We start from the raw sequence: 25758 nt of genomic DNA on the forward strand, positions 1-25758 counted from the left end.
TACGATATGACGCGGACTATACTTTGCGCTATGCTTTTCGCTCTGCTTTGCGGCGCGGCCTGCGCCTTTGCGGAAGAGCGAAAGACTGCTGAAAACCCCGGAGGCTTCGACTTCGGGACGAAAACCGTGACGCTCGGCAGCGGACACGAAATGCCGCTCGCCGGGCTCGGAACGTACAGCCTTTCAGACGAGGAGTGCTACGCCTCCGTCCGGGCGCTGCTCGCCGCGGGCGGGCGGCTCATCGACACGGCGTACATGTACGGCAACGAGGCCGCCGTCGGGCGCGCCGTGCGAGACTCAGGCGTGACGAGGGAAGAGGTATTCGTGATAACAAAAATTTACCCGAGCCAGTTCGCGCGCGCGGACGAGGCGATAGAAGAGGCGCTGCGCAAGCTCGATATAGGCTATGTGGACATGATGCTGCTGCACCACCCCGGCGCGGGCGACGTCGAAGCATACCGCGCGATGGAGCGCGCGGCGGAGGCCGGGAAAATACGCTCGCTCGGCCTCTCTAACTGGTACGTGAAGGAACTGAAAGATTTCCTGCCGAAAGTGAAGATCAGGCCCGCGCTCGTGCAGAACGAAATACATCCGTACTATCAGGAAAACGACGTGATACCTTACATACAGAGCCTCGGCATAACGGCGCAGGGCTGGTACCCGTTCGGCGGCCGCGGATGGACGGCGGAGCTGCTTGGAAACGAGACGATAAAAGAAATAGCAGAAGCGCACGGCGTAACCGCGGCTCAGGCCGTACTGCGCTGGAACTTGCAGAAAGGCGTGACGGTCATCCCCGGCTCGTCGAACCCCGCGCACATCCGCGAAAACCTCGACATCTTCGGCTTCTCGCTCACGGACGAAGAAATGAAAAAAATCAACGCGCTCGACCGGAACGAGAAACACGACTGGTATTAGGAAGTCCGGCGTATAAGTGACAGAAATTCATCCGGCGTGTAGGCTGGAACGGGCGACACGGCGTAATCCCTGATATTGCGCGTCACGATGCAGTCCATCCCTGCGCGCGCCGCCGTCGCTGACATAATCGCGTCCTCGTAGTCCGACATCGCGAGGGCGAGGGCGTTTATGCAGTCCTCCGCCGTCGTGTCCAGAAGGCTGAAAAGCGTGTAGATTTTCCGAAGCGTCTCCCGCGCCGCCATGCCGTCGTGCGTGTGCCTGTGCATGATGTAATAAATGTCAGCCGACGCCTTCGCCGCGATATAGCCGTCGAAAAGACACGCGGCGGCGGCGCGGAATACCTCCTTCGCTTCGTCCGCGAACGGGCGGCGCTCTTGAAGCGCGTCGATTATGACGCACGTATCGATGAGCGCGCGCATTATATCCCGCTCAGTCTCTCGTCTCTGGCTTCCTCGAGCGTTATGTCCGCCGGGATGACGCCGAAGAGCGACTCCGCGAGCTCCATCCTGTTCTTATACGGAGCCGTCAGCCGCGCGACGACCCTGCCGTTGCGCGTTATGTAAACGTCCTCTGTCTCCGCCATAGCGAGATATTTTCCGAGATTGGCCTTGAATTCTGTGGCAGTTATAGACATGTTATCAGCTCCTTTTATCGTACAAAATTATAACATAAATCGTACGATGTAAATAAATCATCGCACGATTGCGCGCCGTCCCAGGCGTGCGAAAAAGCGGCGCGGGGACTCCCGCGCCGCTGCTCCGTATATTTCGCCTTCGCGAGGCTAGGGCCTTATCTCCACCGTTTTGCGGCCCGCGCCGTCGGAGAAGGTTATCTTCACCGTCGCTCCGGCTGCGGCTCTGCCGTTCACGTAGGCCTCTAGCTGCTCCGCGCCCGCCTGCGCCGTGTCGTTGCCGTCTACGGCGTAGAGCACGGCGCCGTTTGCGACGCCCGCGTAGGCCGCGGCGGTCCCCGGGGTCACAGAGGTTATCACGAGACGTCCGTCGGGGCTGCGCGAATCGTCGGAGACCGTGAAGCCCAGCGTCCGCTCCACGCTCCTTACGGGCGCGGCAGGGACGGGCGGCGTATAGACATACGGCAGCGACCGCGTCTCCGAAACGTCGTAGTCCGGCGCGCTCACCGTCACGGTCACCGTGCTGCGCTCGCGGTCGATGTCGTAGACGAGCGCCATGTTGCGGCTGAAGCCCGCGACTTTGAGCTTTCTCGGCGGCCTGTTCACGTCCTGGAGCGTCGGCTGCCCGTGGGCCTGCCAGTAGTTGTCGAGATCCTCGAGCGCGTGGTCGGGCCCGAGCTTCGAGACTATCTGCATGACGTTCTCGCTCTGCGTCTCAGCGAGGCTGCGCGCGGCGTCGCGCACTTCGGCGGCGTCGCGCTCGTAGGCGAGCCGCTCCTCCTCGGCCTTCGCCCGCGCCTGGGCGGCTGAGTCGTCGTGCCCGGCGTTCGCGAGCGCTCCGATCAGCAGTCCGACGGCGAGGCCGCTGAAAAGGTCTCCGTCGCGGCAGTAGTCGTGCGGATGCCGGTGGTGCGGAGGCGGAGGCGGCGGCCCCATCGGCCTTCTGGGAGGCGGCCCGGCCGGGCCTCTGCCGTGCGGCGGAGGGGGCGGCGGATAAGCGGCGGCAGCGGAGGCCGATATGAGTACCGCGAGCAGCGCCGCGAGAAATTTCTTCATCGTCATCAAACTCCTTTCACTGTAATACACGCGCCTATTGTAGCATCGCCGCGCCCTCTCCGAAGGATTACTCAGAAATCGTGCGGAAAAGAAAAAGAAAACTATTTGTAAAATAAACGTCTCCTTCCCACTATTATTGTCATCAAACGGAGAAAGGAGGAACACGAAATGGCACAGTTCAAGCATGTAAGCAGCTCGCTCCGCCTCACCATCTCGCTCGGCGAGGAAGAGGGCAAGAGCGTCACCAAGACGGTATCGCTCTCCAACATCGGCGGCGCGGCGACGGCGGACACGCTCAGCGCGCTCGCCTCGGCGCTCGGGGAGCTCCTCGAGTACCCGGTCGCCTCCGTCAGGAAGTACGACACCGAGCTCATCGAAAGCGCCTAGCAGAGTACGGCGAAAGCCGCGGGAAAAAGGACGAAGGAGGTGAAAGCAATGAAAACGGTAAAAATCAAATTCGTGACCGACGCGGGAAAGAGCTTCTACGTCAGTATGGACTATGCGGCTCCGACCCTCGCCGACCCCGAGGGCGCGGCCAAGGTGCAGGCCGCGGTGGAGCTCATACTCGAACAGCAGCCCTTCGCGGTCGTTCTCGCCTCCTGCGAGAGCGCGGAGCTCATAGACCGCACCTCGACCGCAATCGAACTTACGCCCACGGCGTAAACCAGAAGGGGAGGGGACGCCCCTCCCCGATTTTTAAAAAACATATAGTATTTCTTTTTTAGCAAACACATACTATAATCATCTCATCAAAAAACCCTGGCAAAAAACTATAAAAGGAGAACGTCCCGCAAAAAATGGAAAAACTTGTAAAAATAATGCGCCCGGCGCTCGCGGCGCTGCTCCGGCTGCTGCGCCCGCGCGCCGGAAGGAGGCGGTGAAAATGGAAGAGTTTGCGGCCAGCATGGTGCAGAACGGCTTTTCCGTAGCCGTCGCGTCATACCTTCTCATAAGGATGGACAGGCGGCTCGAGGAGCTGACGAAAGCCGTGATAAACCTCGGAAACGTAATGGAAAAGGCCTCCGCCCGCAATGGGTGACGTGGAGGCGAGACCGCCGCCGCGCCGCGGCATAAGGCGCGGCGGCCATGACGAAGGAGGAAAGATAAATGCGCCTCAACGACTTTAAGATAACCGAAAACTTCAGCCTTCGGGAATTTCAGTGCCCATGCTGTCACACCGTCATGCTGCACCCGCGCCTCGCGCTCGCGCTGCAAAAACTGCGCGGATCGTGGGGGCGGCCCGTCGTAATAACGAGCGGATACCGTTGCGCGCGGCACAACGCGGAGGTCGGCGGCGCGGCGCGCAGCCGCCACATGCGCGGCCTCGCCGCCGACATAGCCGTCCCGCGCGCGGAACAGGATCACGTCCGAGGCCTCGCGCGGCGCGCGGGATTTTCGAAAGCGATAGCCTACCCTGAACGGAACTTCATACATCTGGAGATAAACGATGACTGACGCCTGCGAAATGGCGCGGATAGCGCGCGACTACACGCCGCTCGTAAAATCGGCGGCGGCGAAATATCAGGGGCGCGGCGCGGAATACGAGGATCTCGTGCAGGAGGGCTACATGGCGCTCGTCGTCCTCGTCCCTCAGTGCCGCGACAGGAAATGGCTGCCGCTCTTCCTCCGAAACAGGATACCCTCGCGCGTGCGCGACGCGGCTGAGAGGCTGCGCGGGCGCGCAAACGGCGGAGGCGAGGTGCTGCTCGAGGCGATAGAGGAGACGGAAGGGGCCGAGGACGAAAAATTCGGCGAAGCCGAACTGCGCGAGACTCTGCGCCGCATACTCACGAAGGGCGAGCTCGACATGACGCAGGCGCTCATGGAGGGCTTCACTCAGGCCGAAATAGCGCGGGAGCTCGGCATAAGCCAGCAGGCGGTAGCCGCGCGCCTCAAAAAAATACGCGGCAAGCTGCGCCCTCTGATAAAAACTGGAAAAGCCGGGTACGGAGAATAACGCCGCGGACGGCGCACGGAGCAGCAAAATTTGCAGTCTCTCCATCATGGCTGAATGCCCATATATCTCTATAAAAATACCGTCGTCCCGCGAATTTTCAGCGCGGAACCTCCGTCCTGAACACTGAGGCTGAATTAGAGCGCTGCAGCCATAATAGCGGCTGCGTGGTATGGGACGGAGGCCCCGCAGAGCCTGCCCCGCTTTATCGGGCGCAAAAGATTTGCGTGGCTGCATAAAGTTCGGCATAAGAGTTAAACAGATATGTTATGACGGCTTACATGACAGCAAACAAAATATACGAAAAAAGCGGAGCCGGGACGCAAGGCTCCGCTTACTGCTTTTTTGACGCTTAAACCTGAAAAAACTACTTCTTCCTTCTGAACAGCATCGGAACTGCCGCGAGCAGCGCGAGAGCGCCGAAGCCCGCCGAGCATCCGCCGCCGCTTCCGCCCGAGCTGGGAGGAATGTCGGGCGAGGTGGGCTCCTCGGGCACGTCGGGCGATGTGGGGCCGCCCGTCGTTATTGTGTAGACCTCAGTCAACGGCGCACTGTACGCGCCGTTGACTGCTGCGATGGCCTTAAGCGTTGTCGTATTGTCTATCGTAATGGCTCCGCTGTAAAGAGTCGAGGCTTCCGTCGGGTCTGTGCCGTCGGTCGTATAGTAGATAGCCGCCGTCTCGTCCTCAGCCGTCAGCGTTACGGTCTGCGCTTCAGTATACTCGCCGCCCGCGGGCGTCGCGACAGGAGCAGCGACGTCAGGCGTCACGTCTTCGGATACAGGAGTATAGGCGCCGTCGTCGCTCTTCTTTGGCGTAATGCTGTAAACATGTCCGTCTTCTGTAAGCTTCACCACAGCCCCTTCTGCCGTCGGCTCTATTATCTCCCCGTTTCTTTCAAGTGAATCGAACGCTATCATGTCCTTTAACGAGGCAGCAGTACCGTCGGCGAGAGTGACGGTGTTTCTCTCGAGGTTGAACGTCCCGTCCATGCGGTGGAGTATGACTTTGTCATAGCCCAGCGGAACATTTATAAATTTGCAGTCTGTGACGTTCATCGTCCCCATATCGGTACTCGGAGGCGTAGCCCATGTGGTGTTGCCGATGAAGTATGTGTCTTCCGCCGGCGTGTCGAAGGTGCAGCCGCTTATAGTAACGACGTCGGCTTCTGTCGGGTCGTTTGCGAACACGCAGGCTTTGACGAAGGTCGTTCCGGTAATAGTTGCGTTCGTTCCCTCGCTTATACACAGGCTTCCGCCGTCGGCCGTCGAAGTTATAGTCCCGCTTGCGTCGCTGTATTTTGTATTCGGAGTGAGCGTGCAGTTGACCATCGTGAATCCTTCGCCGCATACCTCGACCGTTTTGTTGGTGTCCCCGTCAACGTCGAATTTCGGCATGATGGCGACGTCTTTAATCGTCACGTTGGAACCGAATACGGTTATAAAGTTCTGCGTCCCCCACGCTCCGTTTGCGACGGCTTCGCTGGGGTAAAGCAAAGCGTCGTCGGTCTTGCCTTCAACAGATACGTTGTCCGCGCTGATTACCAAAAAAGCATCCTGCCCGGATAAACCGTGCTCTCCTCCCATCCGTGAGAGACGGATATTCACTTCTCCGTAGACCTCTATCACGGAATTGTCCGTGACTATGCCGCTTCCTGGATTCAGAGCGTCAATCATTGCCTCCTGCTCGTATTTCGTACCGTTGATGATTACGTACCCGTCCTGCGCCAGCGCGCTGCCGCACATCGCGAGCACCGCTATGAGCGCGAGGACAAGCGCGAGCTTCCGTTTCAATACTTTCATTATCCGTTCCCCTTTCCTTCGTTCGTACTGCCGTTTTGTTTCTTCCCTTTGGACATAAAGCGACGGAGCATAGAAAATTTGCAGGACTTCCCGGAGGCATCACTCCTTTGAAAACTCCCAAAAGCAGAATCTGTATTGCGGTGCTTATGGCTGCAATTATATTCGCCGGTTCATATATATGTCAATTAAACACGTCAATATGCGCCAACAAAATGACATGTTTATTTGCTTTTTCGCTCTTTACATTCGCGCTATGTTTTTGCAAGGGGGTGTTCGCGATGTCCGTGGGTAAAACAATACGCGACCTCAGAAAAGAGAGAGGCATCAGAAGCCAGGAAGAGCTCGCATACCTCCTAGATACGGCGCGCCAGACGGTCTCGTCATGGGAACGCGACATTTGTCTGCCTGAAGGCGCGAACCTGGTGAAGCTCGCGAACGTGCTCGGAACGTCGGTGGCCCATATTTTAGGCGAAGATACGGCGCGGGGCCGCGGGCAGGGTCCGGCGCGCCCGAGGAAAGAGAAGCGCTACGCGCTGAACGCGCGCTCGCCGGAGCCTTTTTCGATTTCGATAGAACGGAGCGAGAACGGGAAAACGGTGCGGTACGATCTGCCGCCGGAGGACGCTGAGATATTTTTCCCGCTCGTCGAGCGGCTGTGGAAGAAGATCGAGAGAAAGATGGAGTCGCGGTGAGCCGCCGCGCCTCGCGAAGAAGGGCGGACGGGCGTTTCTGCGCTCCGTCCGCGTTTTGCCGGTGCGGCGTTTGCCGCGCCGGCGCGTCAGAGATCTTACTGTACGCCGGCTTTTATCGCGGTTTTTCTATAAAAAGTAACGACTGCTATTGTGCCAGATGAAACTGGGCCGGCCTCCATTCCGGTCGTGTGGTAAGTGGCGGAGGCCCCGTACAGGAGATTTGCGGGGCGACATGTGTTTATAAGAAGTTATAGCGGTTTAACCAACAAGGCGAAACATCCAGCTTTACCGTCATGTCGCGCTTGACGCGGCATCCAGCGTCTTCAAATACCCTCAGTGTGTGGGAATCAAAAGCCGCTGCGCCCCGCGTCAAGCGCGGGGTGACGCGGGCATGGCTTTAAGTTAAATATCTATATAATCTGCTGTCAGCGTGCATATACGCGGGGTGCCGGGCTGTAGCCAGCCGCCGTCCCTTGAGCGTCGGGGCGGCGGCTTTGTCGTGTGTTTCTGTTCTTCTATTCCCGTTCCCCGCTTATTATCGAGAGCAGGTCGCTGTAGACGCCGTAGGCGGTCTGTTTTATTTCCGGGTCTTTTTCTATTATCGACAGCTCGCCCATCATGTCCGTGCGTATCGTTATTATGTTCGACGTGCCGTTGACGAGCGCCTCGGGCGAGTCGAGCGGGACGAGCGACGGGGCTACGGTAAGGCGCAGCGCGCCGTCCGCCGCGCGTTCGGCGGAGCAGATGTATTTAAGGCGGAAGCCCTGCGTGCGCGCGGCTTTCAGCTCGCCGAAGGTGATGCCGCGCAGGCTCGTCACCTTCACGGCGTCTGGCGTCGCGCCGGCGTTCATCAGGACGTTGGCGAGCGCGCATATCTTCGCCGCGCCGTCCCAGCCGTCCACATCCATAGACGGGTCGGCCTCGGCGAACTGGCGGCGCTGCGCCTCTGCGACGGCTTCGTCGTAGGTGCCGCCTTTTTCCATCTCGCCGAGTATGAAATTCGTGGTCGTGTTGAGTATCCCGCGTATCCCGGTTATCTCGCAGCCGCGCAGGCAGCTCCGCGCCATGTTGAATAGCGGCGCGCCGTCGAGCACTGCCGTCTCGAAGAGGTAGCGCTTTCCGCGCTCGTCTGCGAGAGCCTTGAGCTCCGCGTACCGCCACGCCTCCGGGCCCTTGTTCGCCGTGATCACGTGCATGTCGTGCTCGAGCGCCGCGCGTATGTAGCCGGACGCAGGTTCGCCGTCTTTTACGGAGAGCGTGCTGAGTTCGATGAATATGTCCGCGCCGCAGCGCTCTATCATTTCTGGCGCGCCGCAGTCGGGCGCGAAGCCCGGATATTCGGAGTCGAAGCGCCCCAGCTCCTCTTTCATTATAAGGAGCGCGCCGAGGTCGAGCCCTTCAGGGTTTATCACCGTGCCGCGCGTGCGCGTGCAGACGCCAGTGACTATTACGCGGCAGCCGTATTCGTCCGCGAGCTGGCGCTCCTGTTCGAGCAGCATGCGCGCGAAGCGCACTCCGACGTTGCCGAAGCCCGTCATGCAGATTTTTACGGTTTTCTCCATTTCAGTCGGTCCCTCCGTTTTTTTGCAGGTGTTTCACGGCGCGGGCGGTTTTGCCTCAGAGGGCCGCCGGCGTCGTTGAGTTTGGATAGATTTTAACGCGCGCGCGGCTTTCTTGACAAGGCCGGAGGCCGCCGCTAGAATGGCCGTGAATCGGTTTCCGACTGGATTTTTTTCTCTGATATGGCGTGTCCGCGCGTCGGACGCGCCGGCGGGGGCCGCTCGTTTTTTCAATGATTTTACGTACCGCTCCGGCTTCGTCCGGCCGGCTGTTTTTTATATGAGGAGGCGTTTTTTATGGCTGATTGTAAGGATTACGGCTTTATGACGAGGGCCCTGCACGAGGGATGGAACTGCGACCCCGCGACCGGGGCGCTGGGGCTCCCGATTTACGCGACGGCGGCCTATCAGTTTCACGACGGCGCCCACGCCGCACGGCTTTTTAATCTCGAGGAAGAGGGCTTCACATATTCGCGCATAGCGAACCCGACCGTCAAGGCCTTCGAGGATACGCTCGCGTCGCTCGAGGGCGGCGTCGGCGCCGTGGCGCTCTCGTCGGGGCAGGCGGCCCTCGCGCATATCGTCGCGGCTTTGTGCGAGGCTGGGACGAACGTCGTCGTCTCGCGCAAGGTCTACGGCGGCACTCTGACGCTGCTTCAGAATTTATTCTCGCGCTTCGGTGTGGAAGCTATACTCGTAGACGGAGACCACCCGTGCCAGGCTGAGCAGGCTGTAAACGACGGAACGCGCGCTATTTTTACGGAGACGATAGGCAATCCCGTCATCAACGTCGCGCCGCTCGAAGCGCTCGCGCGCATCGCGAAACGTCAGGGCGTGCCGCTCGTCGTGGACAACACATTCGCCTCGCCCGCGCTATGCCGCCCGATAGAGTGGGGCGCGCACATAGTGTTTCATTCGACTACGAAATATATCTCCGGCTTCGGCAACATCGTCGGAGGCGCGGTGATAGACGGCGGCAATTTCGACTGGGCCGCGTGGGCGGACAAGTTCCCCGGCCTCGCGAAGCCGGACGCGGGCTATCACGGCGTGACCTTCACGGAGCGCTTCGGACGCGCGGCCTTCGCCGCGAAGCTCCGCGCCTCTATACTGCGCGACCTCGGCGGCTGCCCGTCGCCGTTCGACGCCTATCTGCTGCGCATGTCGCTCGGCACGCTCGCGCTGCGCATGAAGCGCCACAGCGAGAACGCGCTCGAAATCGCGCGCTTCCTCGAAAACCACCCGCAGGTCGAGTGGGTTCGTTATCCCGGCCTCGAAAGCCATCCGCAGCACGACATGGCGGAGGTCTACCTCAAAGACGGCTGCGGCGGCATGATGGCGGTCGAGGTCAAAGGCGGCGTGGATGCCGGACGGCGCTTCGTAGACGCGCTCAAGATGATCCACCACGCTGCGAACCTCGGCGAATCGCGCACTCTTGTGACGCACCCGGCGAGCACCACCCATTCGCAGCTCGCGCCCGAACAGCGCCGCGCGGCGGGAATTTCCGACGGGATGCTGCGCCTCAGCGTGGGTATAGAAGACGCGCGCGACATAATCGCCGACCTTGAAAGAGGGCTCGCGGCGGCCCGCTGACGGGGATGCGCGAAGAACACGCCTCCGTAGTCCTGCCGCGCGTGACGCTGCCGTCCGGCGCGTACTTTGAAGAACTCGCGCAGGCCTACGGGGATTACGGCGAAGGGGGCGAGACGATACTCGTCTGCCACGCTCTGACGGGGAGCTGGAAGCTCGCCGGAGAACGCAGAGATGGCGAACCCGAGCCGTGGTGGAGCGGCGTCGTGGGAGACGGCCTCGCGCTCGACACGCGGCGCTTCCGCGTGATATGCTTCAACAACCTCGGAAGTCCCTACGGCAGCACCTCGCCCGCGAGCGTCAATCCCGCGGACGGGCGGCGCTGGGCCATGCGGTTCCCCATACTTTCGCCGCGCGACGCGGCCTTCGCGCAGAAAGCGGCGCTCGAAGCGCTCGGCGTGAAAAAGCTGCGCGCGGTCGTCGGCGGCTCGCTCGGCGGCATGATAGCGCTCGAAGCCGCGATCTCATTCCCCGAGTTCGCGGGCAGCTGCGCGCTCATAGCCGCGCCCGACCGCTTGTACCCGCAGGCGATAGCCTTCAACGCGGTGCAGCGTCAGAGCATCATGGACGACCCTCAGTGGAACGGCGGCGACTACGAGGGCGCGGGGCCGGTCAACGGCCTCGCCGCGGCGCGGATGCTCGCGATGATAACCTACAAAAGCGAACAGACCTTCACCAGCCGCTACATGCGCGAAATGGCGGACGGCGCGTCCGGGGCGTGGGGCGGACAGTTCCAGATAGAAAGCTACCTGCGCCACCACGGGCAGGCGCTCGTCAAGCGCTTCGACGCGAACTGCTATCTTTACCTCACGCGCATGATGGACCTGCACGACATAGGCGCGGGCCGCGGCGGGCTCGACGCGGCGTGGAAACGCTTCGCGGGCCGCAGGCTGCTCGGCCTCGGCATATCGAGCGACATGCTCTTCCCCAACTGGCAGGTGGAAGAGGCCGTCCGCGCCGCCGCGAAAAACGGAGTCGCGGCATACTACGAAGAGATAGAAAGCGACAACGGCCACGACGCCTTTTTAATGGACTTCGACCAGGTGGACGATTATCTGAGGGAATTTCTGTACGGCGCGTAGCGCGCGGAGCTCCGCCGCGTGCGCCGGAGGATATAAAAACAAAACCGGGAGCGGCGCGCGGTCTCTCCCGGTTTTTGTCTATGCGGATACGGAAGGAATTTGATTGCACCGGCGCGTTGAGATACCTGCGGCATTTTCGCCGGCCGGCGCAAAGTCCCGCCGCTTGACGTTCGGTTATTTACGCCGCGCGGCTCAGCCTTTCGCGGCGTATTCGCGCGCCGCGGCTATCAGCAGGTCGTCCTCCTCGCTCGTGCGCGCGGCTATTCTTACGAACCGGCCGTCGAGGCCCGCGAAGTTTCGCGTGTGGCGCACGACTATGCCGCGTGCGAGCATGAAGCGGATGAATTTTTCGTCGTCTTCGATTTCCATGAGGAAGAAATTCGCGCAGGTCGGGCGCGCCGCGAAGCCCGCTTCGTTCAGCGCGTTCGTAAGGCGCGGTATCTCGCGCGCGTAGTATTCGCGCGTGCGGCTTTTGAGCGTTTTGTCGGCGACGCGCCAGAGCGCCGCCTGCTGCGCGAGGCCGCCGACGCTCCACTCGGGCTGGCGCGCCTTTATCTTTTTCACGGCGGCTTCGTCCGCGGCGAGAGCGCCGATGCGCGCGCCGCAGAGGTCGTAAATTTTCGTAAGCGAGCGCAGCCGCACGACGTTCGGCAAAATTTCCGGCGCGCCGCGAAGTTCCTCCGTCCAGACGAAATCGCGGTAGGCCTCGTCGATTATGAAAACTGTTCTCGGGTTGCGTTCCGCCGCCGCGTCGAGCTCCGCGTCGGGAATCAGCGCGCCGGTCGGGTTGCACGGGTTGCAGAGCCAGACGGCGGCGTTTTCCGCGCCTTCGGCCTCGCCTAGCGAGAATATGTTCCGCGTCCGCGCGCCGTAGCCTTCGAGCGCCGTGCGGTATTCGCCGTAGACGGGCTGGAGCAGGAGGTTTTCGCGCGAGGCCGCGTATGAGGCTATGATGTATATCGCTTCGTTGGAGCCGCTCGTGACGAGCAGGTTTTCCGCCGGAAGGCCGTATTCCCCGGCGAGCGCGGCGCGCAGTGCGATGCAGTCGCCGTCCGGGTAGTCTTCGAGAGCGGCGCGCAGGTCGGGGACGAAGCCCGCGCGCTGCGGCACGGCGTTGGTGTTGGTGCTGAAGTCGTAGATTTTCTCCGGTTTCGGGATTCCGAATTGTTCGTAGAGTTTTTCGGGGTTCGCCCCGTGCGCGCGGAATTCCATGTTTTTCACCTTATCGCGAATATCAGCACGGCGCATATCGCGACGGAGATGTTGAGGACGTACTGAGCGCGGAAGATGTCGTCCGGCTCCGGCTCGCGCAGGTCGTCGCCGAGCGTCGGGCGCGGCTCCCACTCGCCGCCGTAGAAGGCCCCGCCGCCGAGCTGTATGCCGAGCAGCCCCGCGAATACGCTTTCGCCGTGCGCGCTGTTCGGGCTTTTGTGGTTGAGCCTGTCACGCCGGAATGTGCGCCACGCGCGCTTCCAGTCCATGCCCGCGAGCGCGCCGGCCGCTATCGCGATGAGGCCGCCGAGCCGCGCTGGGACGAAGTTGAGCAGGTCGTCGAGCTTCGCCGCGGCCCAGCCGAAGTCGTGGTAGCGCTCGTCGTCGTAGCCTATCATCGAATCCATCGTGCTGGCGGCCTTGAAGAGCCACGCGAACAGCGCCGCCTGCCCGCAGAGCGAGCCGAGCGCCATGTAGAAGAGCACGGAGACTATGCCGTCGATGTAGCTTTCCGCTATCGTCTCGACCGTCGCGCGCACGACGCCGCTTTCGGAGAGTTGCTCCGTGTCGCGCCCGACGATGCGTCCGACCTGGCGGCGCGCCCCCTCGAGGTCGTCGTCGGCCAAAAGCCGCGCGACCGGCGCGGATTCGTCCTTGAGCGACTTGAAGGCCAGCGCCGCGTAGAGCAGATAGATGTTGACCGCGGCGTATATCCATTCGCCGAGATAGGCCGCGAAGGAGAGGACGAGCGAGACCGCCGCGCCTGCGGTAACGAGCACGGCTGCGGCGAGCATCGCGCCCCCGGCCTTCGAGCCGGGCCGTCCGTAGAAGAATTTTTCATAAAAACTTATGAGCCGCCCTATCCCCGCGACGGGGTGAGGAACGCCGCGCGGATCCCCGAACAGCGAGTCGAGCAGCAAAGCCATGATTATCTGCAAAGCGACACCTCCGAGCTTCGATCTATGCCTTCCGCATTATATTACAATGACGGTGCAAAAAACGGCGCGCCGCAAACGCGAATTAGTGGTATAGTTTTTACCATGATTATAGACTTTCATACTCACGTGTTTCCCAATACTCTGGCGCACCCCGCGATGCTCAAGCTTCACGAGCAGAGCCGCGTGCCCTACGAATCGGAGGCGAAGGTCGAAGACCTTCTCTCCGCGATGAAAGAGGCCGGCGTGGACAAGAGCGTCCTGCTGCACATAGCGACGAAGGAGAGCCAGCACCAGCACGTGCTGGAATTCGCAAAGGAGACAAATTCGGAAAAACTCATCTCCTTCGGCTCCGTCATGCCCGGCTCCGTCAGCGCGCTCGAATACGTCTGGAAAATTTCGGACGAAGGGCTGAAGGGCGTAAAGCTCCACACGCCGCTCCAGCGCATAGACGCCGACGACGAGCGCATCTTCCCCGTCTACGACCTTATACGCGCGCTGAACCTCATACTCGTCTTCCACGCGGGATGGGACGCGACCTACCGCGACGAAATGCGCTGCTCGCCGCAGATGCTTCTGAATATCCTGAAAAACTTCCCCGGTATAAAGATAATCGCCGCGCACATGGGCGGCCTGCACATGCAGAACGAGGTCATGGAATATCTCGCCGGCAAAGCCGATCTGTACTTCGACACCGCCTACACCGCCGACCCGTGGATAGACAGGCCGACGATGGAAAAAATGATACGTATGCACGGGGCCGAGCGCGTGCTCTTCGGCAGCGACTTCCCGTGGCACAAGCCGCTTCACGAGCTGGAGTTCGTCGATAGCCTCGGCCTGAGCTCCGAGGAGAAGGAGCTTATCCTCGGCGGCAACGCGCGGAGGCTGCTCGGGATATAAGAGCTCGACGGAGCCGGCGGGCTTCCTTCGCAGCGTCCGGTTCCACGCGGACGCCGCGCCGCTTTACTTCCGTCCTCGCAGTATCTCTTCCGCGAGAGCGCGCACCGCGCCCTTTACGTCGTATTCTCCGCCGAAGACGCCGACGCAGGCCGGGCAGCCCGTTTTGCAGGGGCAGGCGTTAAGCATCCCGAGCGCCGCGCGCACGAGTTCGTCCTTGACCTCGAAAGCGCCCTCGGCCAGTCCGACGCCGCCGGGTATGTTGTCGATGACGTATATCGCGGCGCGGCGGAGCTGCAGGTCCTTGAGACGGCTCGTCACGAGTATGTCGCCCCTGTCGCACATGAGGAAGAGCGGCGCGGCGTTGCGCAGCAGGTGCTCGAGCCCTTCCATCGCGACTTTCAGCTCCGCGTCTCCGGCGCGGCTCTCCGGCGTCATTATCCAGCAGGCGGTCGTGTGCATCTGTTCCTCGGGAAGATTTATCTGCCCGAAGCCGGCGTTCTCGTGCGTCGCGAGCTTTATCTTCTTGAATATCGTCGGCGTCTCCGTCACGAGCACCTCGCCCCAGCCGTAATTCCCCTGCGTCTCGAAATCGTCAGTTATGTTGATGCGCAGCGCCGCGTCGCCGTCGGTATAGTACTCGGCGTCTATCTCGCGGATGAAGCACTGCATCTTCTCCGTATCGAGCGACTCGACGATGTAGGAGCGGCCGCCGTGGAAGTATATCGCGTCGGGGAATATCAGCGTCGGGGCGGAGCGCCGGTCCATCGTGCCTATGACCTTCGGCTTCTGCGGTATCGTTATGTCGGTTATCGTGTAGTTTTCGCTCGTCGCGCTGCGCAGAGAGAGCTCCGAGGCGGGGTAGGAGTCGTCCTGCCAGTAGTAGCGTCCGCCGTCGGCCTCGGAGACTTTATGCAGCACGCCGTGATCGGCGAGATATTCGAGAATTTCGTCCACGTTCTGCACGCCGAATTTTTCTCCCGAGGCGAAAGGCAGCTCGAAGGCGGAGCATTTTACGTGGCTCACCTGTATGTACGGGTTGTACGGGTCTATGCGCGCCTTTTCCGCCGGAGCGCCGTAGAACCACTCGGGACGCGAGGCGAGGAACTGGTCGAGCGGGTCGGCGGACGCCACCATGACCGCGGCCGAAAGGCCGCCGCGCCGCCCTGCGCGCCCTATCTGCTGCCACGCCGAGGCGATGCTGCCGGGATAGCCGTGCAGAACCGCGAGGCCGAGCGAGCCGATGTCTATGCCGAGCTCGAGCGCGTTCGTCGAGACGACGCCTTTAAGCGCGCCGCTGCGCAGGTCGGCCTCTATCTTGCGGCGCTCCTTCGGCAGATAGCCGCCGCGGTAGCCCATTATCATCATAGGGTCGGCTCCGCGCTTCGCGAGGCCGCCGCGTATCAATGTCAGCAGCAGCTCGACGTTGAGCCGCGAGCGCGTGAAGACTATCGTGCTTATGCCCGAGGCAAGCGCCTCCGTCGCTATCTTCGCCGTCTCGAAGAGCGACGAGCGCCTCATGCCCGTGTTGCGGTCTATCACGGGCGGGTTGTAGATGACGAGCTCCTTCTCCGAAAGCGGCGCTCCGCTCTCCGTTATCAGCTCCATCTTCCGCCCCGTCAGCGCTTCGGCGTGTTCGGCGGGGTTGGCGATGGTCGCGGAGCAGCAGATGAAGGTCGGGCGCGAGCCGTAAAATTCGCAGATACGCGCGAGACGGCAGAAAAGGTTGGCGAGGTGCGAGCCGAATATGCCGCGATAGGTGTGCAGCTCGTCAACGACGATGTATTGCAGATTCTGAAAATAATCGGACCATTTCGTGTGGTGGGGAAGTATGCCGGAGTTCAGCATGTCCGGGTTCGTTATGACTACGTGCCCCTCCGTGCGCGCGAGGCGGCGCTTGACCGGCTCCGTGTCGCCGTCGTAGACGAAGCCGTGTATCTTGCCGTCCGAGAACGACGAAAGCTCGCCCAGCTCCGCGAGCTGGTCTTGAGCGAGCGCTTTCGTCGGGAACAGATAAAGCGCTCGCGCCGAGGGATTCTGCAGCACAGCGTGTAGCACCGGCAGATTGTAGCAGAGCGTCTTGCCGGAGGCCGTCGGCGTGGCTATGACGCAGTCCCGGCGCGCGAGCGCGCAGGCCACCGCCTCGCTCTGGTGCGAGTAGAGCGCCTCGACGCCGCGGCGCTTCAGAGCGTTCACTATCCTGTGGTCGAGATCCCCGAACGAGCCGAAAACCGCCGTCTTCGCCGGAAAACGCTTGATAGCGGGCCGCCGTCCCCCCAACTCCGAAACGTAGCGCACGATATCCTCGACGCCCGGCTTTTTCTTGGCAAAATAATTCTCAAGCATAAAACAACCCCCGTTCCCTCCGTCAAGTATAGCCCAAAAGCGCGCGGGACGCGCAGGAAAATACCGCGCCGCCCTGGGATTATGGGGAGGCGGCGCGGTATAGACGAGAGGGCTTGGTTGTTTTTGTTTTTTGTGTTGCTGCTTTGTGCTATGTGTTTGCTTTGCGTACTTTTTGCTTTCTTCATATCCGCCGCGAGCGGCGGCGGTTTCGGTTGTTAATATGCCTCTTTGTAGATTTTCACAGCGTCCTCGGGCGTAATCTTGCGCGGGTTCTGTCCCATGAGCCTCGCGTTCGCGCAGCACTCCTGCGCAAAAGGCTCGAAGTCGGCTTCGGTTACGCCGTATTCACGGATTCCCGGCATTCCGAGGTCGTCGCAGAACTTCTGGACGGCTTCGCTCGCCTTGTAGGCGGCTTCGTGCTTCGACAGCCCGCAGATGTTCTCGCCGAGCATCTCGGCTATTTCGCCGTATTTCTCGAGCGCGGCCGGCGCGTTGAAGCGCATGACCGCCGGCAGCATCGAGGCGTTGGCGCGGCCGTGCATCGTATGGTACTTGTTTTCAATGGAATAGGCCATTGCGTGGCTCCCGGCGCAGCCCGCGCCGAGCAGCGCCATGCCCGCCGACGTCGCCGCGAGGCTCATGCCGCGGCGCGCGTCGAGGTCGTCGCCCTTGAAGTAGGCGCGGCGCAGATGCTTGCCGATGAGCGTGATGGCCTGACGGCACCACATGTCGCTCTGGAGCGAGCCGTTGATGTTGGTATAGGCTTCGATAGCGTGCGCGAGCGCGTCCATTCCCGTCGCGGCGGTGAGTCCGGGCGGCAGGGTAAGAAGAAGCTCAGGGTCTACGACCGCGCAGGTCGCGATGAGGCGCTTCGAGAGGATGCCGCCCTTCTTGCCGGTGTCGTCGAAGAGGATGATGCTGCCAGACGTTACCTCGCTGCCCGTCCCCGCCGTCGTCGGCACCGTGAAGATGGGCACGGTGTTGTTCGGGACGATGTCTTTGCCGACGTACTGCTCGAGCGGGAGCGGGTTCGTCATGAGGAGCGCCGTGGACTTGGCGCAGTCGATGCTGCTTCCTCCTCCGAATCCGATGACGCCTTCGCCCTTCAGCTCTTTCATCATTTCGTAGCACGCGAGGACGTTCGACTTGAGCGGGTTCGGATGTACGTCGGAATATACCTTGTACTCGATCTTCGCCTCGTCCAGCGACTTCAGCGCGTTGTCGAGCATTCCGTTTTCGAATAAGAACTTATCCGTGACCACGAGGACGCGATTTACTCCTTCTGTCGCCACTATGGTTCCGAGCGTCTTGACGACGCCGTCGCCGAAATAAATGTTTTTGACTTGCGGATAACGATATGGCTTCACAAAAATTCCTCCGTTCATAAATAAAAAGCTCCGCGTCCGATTCCGCCGGACGCCGTCTTCCGGCCCTTTGCCTTCACCCGCGAATTCCTCGACCATCTCCTCTCTTTTTCGTTTTTCGCCCGCGCCGCCGCGGCTGAACGCGCGCGTTTTATATTCTTTCGCGCGGCGGGGTCACAGTCCCCGCGCTGAAATTCAAAAAATACGTCCCGCGTTTTCACATGAGCGGGAAGAATACCGGCACGAATATGATCATCAGAGCGAGCATCAGTATCTGCACCGGAAGGTTGAACTTCACGTAGTCGGTGAACCTGTAGCCCGCGACGAGCGTCATAGTCACCTGCGCGTGGGCGAACGGCGTGGCGCAGGCGAGGTTCGCCGCGTAGACGACTCCCAGGCAGAACGGCGTCACGTTGAAGCCGTAAGACTGGCAGGTCGCTATCACTATCGGGCAGAAGATGACCGTCGTCGTCGCGTTCGCGAGGAAGTTGCTCGTGAGCATGACAGCCGTGACGACTATCGCGAAGAACAGGCGCGGCTCCGGCGACGGGCCGAGCATGAGCGTTATCGCCCCGCCCGTCATTTCCCCGAGGTCCGTGGCTTCTATGCCCGCCGCTATCCCCATGCAGCAGCCGAGGAAAAATACGCAGTGCCAGTCGAGCCGCCTCATCGTCTCCTTCGGGTCGGCGCAGCCGGTTATGAAGCAGAGCAGAGCGGCCGAGAGCGCCGTGACCGCCACGGGCAGCCATTCGAAAACGAAGAAGGTTATCATAACGGCGAAGATGACGGCGAACACCGGGCGCTTTTTCGCCTTATCCTTCGGCTGCGATTCCGCCGGGCCGTCGACGTCGAGGCTGTCCGCGAGCTTGTCGTAGCGTATGCCCTCGTGCTGCCTGCCGCCCCATATCTTTATCCCCATCCTGTAGCCGATGAGCTGCTCCCATATAAGGAAGGCCGCGAACATAATCGCGCCGACCGGCATAAAGTCGAACATCTTGAACTCTATGCCCGTAAGCTCCGACATCACGCCCTGCGCCGCGACCTGCGAGGTGGAGCCGACGAGCGTGCAGGTGCCGCCGTACATTGCGCCGAACGTCACGCTCATGGTGAGATTCTTCATCGTCATGTTCTTCGACGCGCGCGAGACGCTGGCGAGTATCGGAAGGAAACAGGCGACGACGGCCGTGTTCGCCATCCACATGGACATTAGGCCGCCGACGAGCGCGGCGGCGAATATAAAGAACCGCTCGTTGTTCTTTGAAATCTTCGCCGCGAAATTGCCTATAAGCCAGTCGGCCCCCGTCTCGGCCATAGCGTCTCCGACTATGAGCATGCTGAATATAAGAATCACCACTGAGCTTGAAAAGCCCGAAAAAGCCTCGCTGAAGGAGCATATCCCCGTCAGCGTGAAGGCGAGACACCCGAGCGCCGCCGCGACGCAGGTGTTCAGCCAGTTTGTAACGAACAGCACTACGCAGGCAGCCAGTATTATTATTGCCGTAACCTCGTCGCTGATAAATCCGGTGAACATTTTCCCCCTCCTTTCCCGCGAGCCGGGCGTCTCTTCCCCTTTTCATGACGCCGGACTGTTTGACAGATATTCCGCTGTTGTATATATTTTTAAAAGGACAAAAAAATTAACATATATTGCAATTTGCCTGCATATTGCCTATACAAATGGGGGTGCCGACGCCTTGACCACGAGGCAGATACTTTTCTTTGTGACTCTCGCACGCTGCGGCAGCTTCACGAAAGCCGCCGACGAGCTCTTTATCACTCAGCCCGGCCTCAGCTACGCCGTGAAGCAGCTCGAGTCAGAGCTCGGCGTGCCGCTCTTCAGCAGGAACGACAAAGGGGCCTCGCTTACGCGATACGGAGAAGCGTTTCTACCGTACGCGGAGCGCGTGATAAACACCATCAACGAGGCCGTAGGGCTTATAGACGGGCTCAAGAACCAGCTGTCGGGAAACGTCAACGTCGTGTGCATCGTCACCTTCACGGCCGACGTAATCCCCGACATACTCCGCGATTTCTATAAGGGCGGCGAACGGAAAGCCATCGACGTGCGTCTGACCGCCGTGCAGACGTCTGCGGAAGTCTCCGCCCAGCTTAAAAGCGGCAGGGCCGACATATCTTTCGGCTACGACGCGCCGGAGAACGCCGAGAGCGTGCGCGTCTGCGAACAGGAGCTGGTGCTCGCCGTGCCGCGCGGCCACCGCTTCTCGTGGCTGGAGCGCGTCTCGCTGTCCGAGATAGGGGACGAGCCGATGATCTTCTGCACCAACGGCTCGCAGCTATACGAACAGACGGAGAAGATGTTCCGCCACGACGGGCTTAAGCCGAACATAAAGTTCTGCACGCGCGACTGCTCCGCGATGACCGCCTACGCCAGCCTCGGTATTGGTTTGTCAGTAGTGCCGCACGCCGCCGCCGCTCAGAACGCCGGCGTGCATATCTGCCGTATAGACAATCCTTATAAGGTGCGCGGCATATATATGTCGAGGCTCAAGAGCCGCAGTCTTCCATATGCCGCGCAGTACTTCTTCGATTTCTGCCGCGAGAGGTACGGTTCCTCCGGCTAGTCCGCGGCCTGCTGCGTCTCCGCCGCGGCGAGCTCCGCGTCGCGCTTCTGCTGCCAGAGGCGGCCCGAGCGCAGAGCCATGAAGGTGAGCGCCACCACTATCAGCGCCAGGGCTATCAGCAGCGCCATCGTGAACGTGTACTGTCCGGTCATGTCGTATTCGAGATGTATCGCCGGCATTCCTATCGCGCGCCCTATGTTGAACATTACGAGGCATAGGCCGAGCTGTCCCGGGTGATAGTACTTGCCGAAGGTGTCGAGGACTACGAACGCTATCAGGAGCTGGCTCATCGTCCCGCCGACGCCGTGGCCGATGCCGGTCATAAATACGTACAGCTTATCCGAGACCGGGAGCATGACGCCGAGGCAGGCCGCGATGAAGAATGAGAACACGAGCGGCACGGCGACTTTCGCTCCGCCGAAGCGGTCCTTGATTATCCCTATCACTATCTTCGCCGGCCCCATCAGCGCGTAGCATAGAGCGTAGGCCGCGGCTCCCGTCTCCGCCGGGAGGCCCTTCGCGTTCGCGAAGGCCGGGATGTTCGCGGTGAAGGGGTGGCCTATCGCCGCGACGATGAAGTATATCGCTATCAGCATCCACATTACCGGCATCCTGAGCAGTTCCCTGTTCGTCACGGGCGCGTCGGCCTTGGCGGCCTTGCCCTTGCCGTCTTTTCCGCCCGATACGCGGCTGCCGTAGAGCGGGTCGTCCGGGCTGGCCTTGACGAGGAAGGCCGAAATCGTGCACATGACCGCCATGATTATCGCGCTGTAAATCAAAGCCTGTTTATAGCCCTGAGTGGCGAGCCATTTGATAAGGAAGTACGTCCACACCGAAGACCCGAACGTGTTGCAGGCGGAGAGTATCGAGGTCATGGTCCCGGCGTTTTTCTTGAACCACGGCGGGATGACGGCGAAAACCGTCATCTGTGCGGCGAATGTATAGCCTATGCCGGCGAAGAATCCGCCTACCAGCAGCAGCGGAAGAGAATCCGCTATCGCGAAGAGCAGATACTGCGCGACGTAGCCGCCGCCCGCTATAAGAACCGAGCCTTTAGGCCCTATTTTTCTGTAAATCGTGCTGAACATCGCAGCCGTGACCATCCCGACGATCTTCGAGACCGTCTCGAACATGTTGTAGGTCGTGCGGGGCATGTTCAGCGCTTCCGTTATCGGGACGGTGAATATTCCGAAGGCGTTGCTTCCGAGCCCCATAGCCGAGAAGCACATGAAGAACACGCCGACGAACACTATCCACTGCGTCCTCATTTCCTTGTTGAATTCGATTTTAGCCATTCGTTATCTGCACTCCCTTCGGTCGGAAGAGCCGCCTTCCGGCTTCGGCGGGGCCGGGGCGCGAAGCCCCGGCGCGCCGCGTTTAATGTCCTCCGCTTCTGATTTCCTCTTCTATCTCTTCGGCTGTCTCGACGTGTTTCTGTTCCGTCCTCGCCCGTTCGAGAGCCTCGTCGAGTATCTTGTTGTAGTCCTCACCGAAGTCGTAGCGCTCGGGCGCGCAGCTCCGCCCTTCGGCTTTGGCCTTGAGCGCCGCCTTTATCTTGTCCGGCGTAGCGGGGATTTCATAGACGCGCACGCCCACCGCGTTGTTGATGGCGTTGAGCACGGCTGCGTGTCCGCAGCTCTGGAAGCACTCGGAGGCTCCGCCGGAGCCGTGCGGCCCCGTCTTGCGCGGCGTCTCCTGGAACTCGAACTCGATGTCGTCCGGCACGTCGTTGCAGCGCGGGAAGCCGCAGCCGAGCGGCGAGCCGTATTTCTTGACCTCGTCGCAGTAGTCCTCCGTCAGCGCGAATCCTATAGAGTGCATCATGCTGCCGTAGGCCTGACCCTCGACCGCGAGGAAATTGCCTATCACGCCGACGTCGGCTATCCCGTGTATCGCGAGCACGCGCGTCTTGCCCGTCTCCTCGTTGACCTCCACGCGCGCTATTATCGCGAGCAGGTTGTTGTCCGGCGTCGGGTCTCCGACTCCCGTGAAGTCGTCGATGGCTTTGTAGAGGCCGACTGTCGAGAATTCTCCGTGATATTTCGTCGGGATGCCCTCGGCGACCATTTCGTCGTAAGTCCTGTAAGTCCCGTCCGGTTTGCGCATCGCGTTCATCAGGTCGTTCGCGGCGAGAATCGTCGCGTTGCCGGCCATGTAGTGGCTGCGGCTTCCGGAGGCGGGGCCGGTCGGCGGGCAGAACTTCGTGTCGTTCTGATAGAGCTTTATCTTTTCGACGGGGAGCCCAAGCGGCTTCAGCGCCTCGTGCATGTGGACGAGCGTGCCTATGCTCGCGCCCTGTCCCATGGCCTCCCAGCAGTTGTACTGCACGACGCTGCCGTCGGGAAGAAGCTCGATGTCTATCTCCGACCTGTCAGCCGGAGTGCTTACGTGGTAGCCGCCGCAGGCCACGCCGACGCCGCGCTTCCACCCGGCCTCCGCGGGCTGTTTCGCCCATTCGAGCGATTCGTTGTAATATGGGCGCAGCTTGTTGATCATCGTCTTTATGCCGTAGTTTTTGAACGGGTAACTGTTGTTGGTGAGGTCGCCTTCCTTCGCGCAGTTGAGGTAGCGAATCTCGAGCGGGTCTATGCCGAGCTTTTCGGCCATCATGTCTATAAGCTGCTCGCTCGACGTGTAGCACTGCGGCGAGCCGTAGGCGCGGTAGGCGACGCCGAAGGGCTCGTTCGAGAGGCCGCCGCGCGAAAGGCCGCGTATGTTCGGGATGTTGTACGGATAACCGATGAAGCGCACGACCTTCTTCTCAAGATTGCCGGCCGAGTTCGCGTTCGCGCCGTGGTCGATGGCGTTGTCGAAGTCGAGCGCGAGGATTTTGCCGCTCTTGTCGCAGGCGAGCTTCGCGTTCGTATAGCTCGTGGCGCGCTTTCCGGTGAAGCGCTGCGTCTCCTCGTAGGTCTGCGTCCACGTTATCGGGCGCTTCACAACCATTTCGGCGGCGGCTATCATCGCGACCGCGTGATGATCCATCGATGCTCCGAAGCTAGCGCCCGACGGTATCTCTATGATACGGAAGGCCTTCGGCGAAACGCCTATGGCGCGCGGCACGTTGACCATGCCGGCCCAGAGCGTCTGCGACTTGTAGTTGACGGTCAGCATCCCGTCCTCGTCGTAGTACGCCTGGAGCGACCACGGCTCGAGCATGAGATGCGGCTGGCGGCTCGAGTAGAAGCTGCCCTCGACGACGTATACGCCGCTGTCCGGGTCGTTCGCCTTCTCGAATATCGCCTGCGTGTTCGCGCCCTTGAACACCGGCTGGCGCAGCAGGTCGTTCGGCGCCTCTCCGTCGATGCTCACAGCTCCGGGCTTGAAGGATTCGAGTATGTTCTTATAGAACGGAAGGACTTCGTACTCGACCTTGACGAGCTTCGCCGCGGCGCGCGCGTTCTCGTCCGTGTCCGCTACGACCAGCGCTATCGGCTCGCCTATGCGCCGCACCTTCGTGTCGCAGAGCACCGGCTCCTTGACGCGCTTGGCGAGGCTCATCTTGCTCGTCATCGGCGCGCCGAGGTTGTTCGTGCCCTGTATGTCCTTATAAGTCAGCACGGCGGCGACGCCCGCCGCTTTCTCCGCTTCAGACGTGTCTATTGAAAGTATATTCGCGTGGTGATGGTCGGCCCATTTCACACCCATATGCAGAGTTCCTGGCGGCATCTTGAGCGCGAGGTCGTCGCCGTAGTCGGCCGTGCCGAGGACCTTGTAAAGAGCGTCCGGCCTGGGGTAGCGCGTGTGGTATATCGAGCCGCCTTCGGCGACTGTAAATTCGAGATTTTTCTCGGAAATCTCTCCGCGCATGAGCGCGGCCGCCGCCATAACGGCGTCTACGAGCGGTTTGTAGCCGGTGCAGCGGCACAGGTTGTTGTGCTTCGTGAACCAGTCGCGTACCTCTTCGCGCGTCGGGCTGAGATTTTTGTCGAGAAGCCCCTTCGCCGACATGATGAATCCCGGCGTACAGAATCCGCACTGAACGCCGCCGTAGGCTATCCACGCCTGCTGCAGAGGATGGAGGTGGGAGGCCGTGCCTATGCCCTCGAGAGTCTCTATCCTCGTATGCTCCGGAATGTCCCTGAATTTTTTGATACATGCGCGGACAGGGTCTCCGTTGACCAGCACCGTACACGTCCCGCACTGGCCCGTCCCGCATCCGACCTTGACGCTCGTCAGCCCGATTCTGCGCAGAACGGACGCGAGCGTGTCCTTCTCGTACTCGGACATGACCACGCGCTCGGCTCCGTTGATTATGTAGATTCCTTTTTTGACAGACATTGACTCTCCTCCTTCGGCAAATTCCTGTTTCCACATCCCGGCGAAAGCGCGCGGCGGAGCAAAGCCCGCCTGTATGCTCGGGAATTTTCTGAAAACTTTTAATAAACTTAAACCATAATTAACTGATTAAAATTATATGTATAACTGGACGGCGGTCAAATTATCATTTTTTATCAGGTCTATAAAGTCCCCTTATACCCGTCGGCGTAAGCCGAGGCTTATGCCTGGGGCGCGTTTTTTCCAGTTAGCGACTGCATACCTTTGCCCTCCGGCGTTGCGCGCGGGGCGCCGTTTAGGTTAGAATAAAACGGTCGTCTGATACGATATGTCAAAACGTTGAACGGCTGGTGATTTTTATGCAGGAATCCGGCGAAATGTATCTCGAAACTATACTGGTGCTGAAAAATAAAAACGGTTCTGTGCGCTCCGTGGACGTGGCGCGCGCTCTTTCCTTCAGCAAGCCCAGCGTGAGCCGGGCCATCGGCATACTGAAGGACGACGGCTACGTCACCGTCGAGGACAACGGCGAGCTGAACCTCACAGAAGAAGGGCTCGCGAGGGCCGGGGCCATCTACGAGCGCCACCGCTACATAACGAAATTTCTCGCGGACGTGCTCGGGGTGCCGCACGATACGGCGGAGTCGGACGCATGCCGCATAGAGCACATAATCAGCCAGGAGACCTTCGACAAAGTCAAGGAGTACCTTGCGCGCGGCAACTACTAAGGTATTGCCATAACAATAATTGTAAGATATAATCCCTGTACATATCTTGTAGAGATCCGGCTCTGGTTTCCGGGTCTCTTTTGATGTTGAGATATGCGGCGCGGAAAGCCGCGCACGCGGGAGCGAAAGAATACGAGCC

General features: G+C 60.6%; 24 protein-coding genes. 12 read left to right on the plus strand and 12 right to left on the minus strand.

Going from position 1 to position 25758, the window contains the following annotated elements; all coding sequences use genetic code 11:
- The first annotated feature begins 6 nt into the window (after nucleotides 1–6).
- Nucleotides 7–915 (plus strand): aldo/keto reductase, encoded by a 909-nt coding sequence (locus B5F39_RS07000; RefSeq protein WP_204245063.1) that lies wholly within the window; start codon nucleotides 7–9, stop codon nucleotides 913–915.
- Here B5F39_RS07000 and B5F39_RS07005 read toward each other — a convergent pair.
- The 3 genes from B5F39_RS07005 to B5F39_RS07015 all read right to left on the minus strand — a co-directional run bounded on the left by B5F39_RS07005 (nucleotide 912) and on the right by B5F39_RS07015 (nucleotide 2602).
- Nucleotides 912–1334 (minus strand): PIN domain-containing protein, encoded by a 423-nt coding sequence (locus B5F39_RS07005; RefSeq protein ID WP_087365350.1) that lies wholly within the window; start codon nucleotides 1332–1334, stop codon nucleotides 912–914. The genes B5F39_RS07000 and B5F39_RS07005 overlap by 4 nt on opposite strands.
- The gene (locus tag B5F39_RS07010) at nucleotides 1334–1549 is read right to left on the minus strand and encodes a type II toxin-antitoxin system Phd/YefM family antitoxin (protein ID WP_087365352.1); all 216 of its coding nucleotides are present in this window, start codon (nucleotides 1547–1549) and stop codon (nucleotides 1334–1336) included. Before B5F39_RS07010 ends, B5F39_RS07005 begins: the two co-directional genes overlap by 1 nt.
- A 147-nt stretch (nucleotides 1550–1696) precedes the next feature.
- On the minus strand, nucleotides 1697–2602 hold the full coding sequence (locus tag B5F39_RS07015; RefSeq protein ID WP_143330675.1) for a PDZ domain-containing protein: 906 nt from the start codon (nucleotides 2600–2602) through the stop codon (nucleotides 1697–1699).
- 168 nt (nucleotides 2603–2770) lie between these two features.
- Between B5F39_RS07015 and B5F39_RS07020 the strand changes: the two genes are divergently transcribed.
- The 5 genes from B5F39_RS07020 to B5F39_RS07040 all read left to right on the plus strand — a co-directional run bounded on the left by B5F39_RS07020 (nucleotide 2771) and on the right by B5F39_RS07040 (nucleotide 4559).
- Complete coding sequence (locus B5F39_RS07020; protein WP_087365595.1) at nucleotides 2771–2989, plus strand: DUF1659 domain-containing protein; 219 nt, start codon at nucleotides 2771–2773, stop codon at nucleotides 2987–2989.
- 48 nt (nucleotides 2990–3037) lie between these two features.
- Nucleotides 3038–3265, plus strand: coding sequence for a DUF2922 family protein (locus tag B5F39_RS07025; protein WP_087365355.1), 228 nt, complete (start codon nucleotides 3038–3040; stop codon nucleotides 3263–3265).
- A gap of 220 nt (nucleotides 3266–3485) precedes the next feature.
- Nucleotides 3486–3641, plus strand: a complete 156-nt coding sequence (locus B5F39_RS07030) for a YvrJ family protein (RefSeq protein WP_087365356.1) — start codon at nucleotides 3486–3488, stop codon at nucleotides 3639–3641.
- A 68-nt stretch (nucleotides 3642–3709) separates the two neighbouring features.
- The gene (locus B5F39_RS07035; RefSeq protein ID WP_087365358.1) at nucleotides 3710–4057 is read left to right on the plus strand and encodes a D-Ala-D-Ala carboxypeptidase family metallohydrolase; all 348 of its coding nucleotides are present in this window, start codon (nucleotides 3710–3712) and stop codon (nucleotides 4055–4057) included.
- Nucleotides 4050–4559 (plus strand): sigma-70 family RNA polymerase sigma factor, encoded by a 510-nt coding sequence (locus B5F39_RS07040; protein WP_087365359.1) that lies wholly within the window; start codon nucleotides 4050–4052, stop codon nucleotides 4557–4559. Before B5F39_RS07035 ends, B5F39_RS07040 begins: the two co-directional genes overlap by 8 nt.
- Before the next feature lie 364 nt (nucleotides 4560–4923).
- On the opposite strand, the gene B5F39_RS14400 is transcribed toward B5F39_RS07040, so the two are convergent.
- Nucleotides 4924–6357, minus strand: coding sequence for a chitobiase/beta-hexosaminidase C-terminal domain-containing protein (locus B5F39_RS14400; RefSeq protein WP_087365361.1), 1434 nt, complete (start codon nucleotides 6355–6357; stop codon nucleotides 4924–4926).
- Between the two features lie 278 nt (nucleotides 6358–6635).
- Between B5F39_RS14400 and B5F39_RS07050 the strand changes: the two genes are divergently transcribed.
- On the plus strand, nucleotides 6636–7049 hold the full coding sequence (locus tag B5F39_RS07050; RefSeq protein WP_158095967.1) for a helix-turn-helix transcriptional regulator: 414 nt from the start codon (nucleotides 6636–6638) through the stop codon (nucleotides 7047–7049).
- A 515-nt stretch (nucleotides 7050–7564) separates the two neighbouring features.
- On the opposite strand, the gene B5F39_RS07055 is transcribed toward B5F39_RS07050, so the two are convergent.
- Nucleotides 7565–8611, minus strand: coding sequence for a hypothetical protein (locus B5F39_RS07055; RefSeq protein ID WP_087365365.1), 1047 nt, complete (start codon nucleotides 8609–8611; stop codon nucleotides 7565–7567).
- A 294-nt stretch (nucleotides 8612–8905) separates the two neighbouring features.
- Between B5F39_RS07055 and B5F39_RS07060 the strand changes: the two genes are divergently transcribed.
- The gene (locus tag B5F39_RS07060; RefSeq protein WP_087365367.1) at nucleotides 8906–10198 is read left to right on the plus strand and encodes an O-acetylhomoserine aminocarboxypropyltransferase/cysteine synthase family protein; all 1293 of its coding nucleotides are present in this window, start codon (nucleotides 8906–8908) and stop codon (nucleotides 10196–10198) included.
- Between the two features lie 5 nt (nucleotides 10199–10203).
- The gene (metX, locus tag B5F39_RS07065; protein WP_087365368.1) at nucleotides 10204–11277 is read left to right on the plus strand and encodes a homoserine O-acetyltransferase; all 1074 of its coding nucleotides are present in this window, start codon (nucleotides 10204–10206) and stop codon (nucleotides 11275–11277) included.
- A 192-nt stretch (nucleotides 11278–11469) separates the two neighbouring features.
- On the opposite strand, the gene B5F39_RS07070 is transcribed toward metX, so the two are convergent.
- Entirely contained in the window at nucleotides 11470–12489 is a 1020-nt protein-coding gene (locus tag B5F39_RS07070; RefSeq protein WP_158095968.1) for an aminotransferase class I/II-fold pyridoxal phosphate-dependent enzyme, read from the minus strand.
- Nucleotides 12490–12494: 5 nt separating this feature from the next.
- Nucleotides 12495–13427, minus strand: a complete 933-nt coding sequence (gene cbiB, locus B5F39_RS07075; RefSeq protein WP_087365371.1) for an adenosylcobinamide-phosphate synthase CbiB — start codon at nucleotides 13425–13427, stop codon at nucleotides 12495–12497.
- A gap of 102 nt (nucleotides 13428–13529) precedes the next feature.
- Here cbiB and B5F39_RS07080 point away from each other — a divergent pair, with 102 nt between their 5' ends.
- The gene (locus B5F39_RS07080) at nucleotides 13530–14324 is read left to right on the plus strand and encodes an amidohydrolase family protein (RefSeq protein ID WP_158095969.1); all 795 of its coding nucleotides are present in this window, start codon (nucleotides 13530–13532) and stop codon (nucleotides 14322–14324) included.
- 63 nt (nucleotides 14325–14387) lie between these two features.
- On the opposite strand, the gene B5F39_RS07085 is transcribed toward B5F39_RS07080, so the two are convergent.
- From B5F39_RS07085 to B5F39_RS07095, 3 genes are all read right to left on the minus strand, one after another.
- Nucleotides 14388–16667: a DEAD/DEAH box helicase gene (locus B5F39_RS07085; RefSeq protein WP_087365375.1), complete on the minus strand. Its 2280-nt coding sequence runs from the start codon at nucleotides 16665–16667 to the stop codon at nucleotides 14388–14390.
- 215 nt (nucleotides 16668–16882) lie between these two features.
- Nucleotides 16883–18034: an iron-containing alcohol dehydrogenase gene (locus B5F39_RS07090; protein ID WP_158095970.1), complete on the minus strand. Its 1152-nt coding sequence runs from the start codon at nucleotides 18032–18034 to the stop codon at nucleotides 16883–16885.
- A gap of 214 nt (nucleotides 18035–18248) precedes the next feature.
- The gene (locus B5F39_RS07095; protein ID WP_087365377.1) at nucleotides 18249–19562 is read right to left on the minus strand and encodes an SLC13 family permease; all 1314 of its coding nucleotides are present in this window, start codon (nucleotides 19560–19562) and stop codon (nucleotides 18249–18251) included.
- Nucleotides 19563–19725: 163 nt separating this feature from the next.
- Between B5F39_RS07095 and B5F39_RS14010 the strand changes: the two genes are divergently transcribed.
- Nucleotides 19726–20613 (plus strand): LysR family transcriptional regulator, encoded by an 888-nt coding sequence (locus B5F39_RS14010; RefSeq protein ID WP_158095971.1) that lies wholly within the window; start codon nucleotides 19726–19728, stop codon nucleotides 20611–20613.
- Here B5F39_RS14010 and B5F39_RS07110 read toward each other — a convergent pair.
- Both B5F39_RS07110 and B5F39_RS07115 read right to left on the minus strand, forming a co-directional pair.
- Entirely contained in the window at nucleotides 20610–21908 is a 1299-nt protein-coding gene (locus tag B5F39_RS07110; RefSeq protein WP_087365381.1) for an MFS transporter, read from the minus strand. The two genes, B5F39_RS14010 and B5F39_RS07110, sit on opposite strands and share 4 nt — an antisense overlap.
- An 82-nt stretch (nucleotides 21909–21990) precedes the next feature.
- A complete protein-coding gene (locus tag B5F39_RS07115; protein ID WP_087365382.1) occupies nucleotides 21991–24894 on the minus strand; it encodes a molybdopterin cofactor-binding domain-containing protein in 2904 nt (967 codons plus the stop codon).
- A gap of 350 nt (nucleotides 24895–25244) precedes the next feature.
- Between B5F39_RS07115 and B5F39_RS07120 the strand changes: the two genes are divergently transcribed.
- The gene (locus tag B5F39_RS07120) at nucleotides 25245–25619 is read left to right on the plus strand and encodes a metal-dependent transcriptional regulator (RefSeq protein WP_343217575.1); all 375 of its coding nucleotides are present in this window, start codon (nucleotides 25245–25247) and stop codon (nucleotides 25617–25619) included.
- The last annotated feature ends 139 nt before the right edge of the window (nucleotides 25620–25758 follow it).

Origin of the sequence: Cloacibacillus sp. An23 (assembly GCF_002159945.1) — a bacterium.
Classification (GTDB): domain Bacteria; phylum Synergistota; class Synergistia; order Synergistales; family Synergistaceae; genus Caccocola.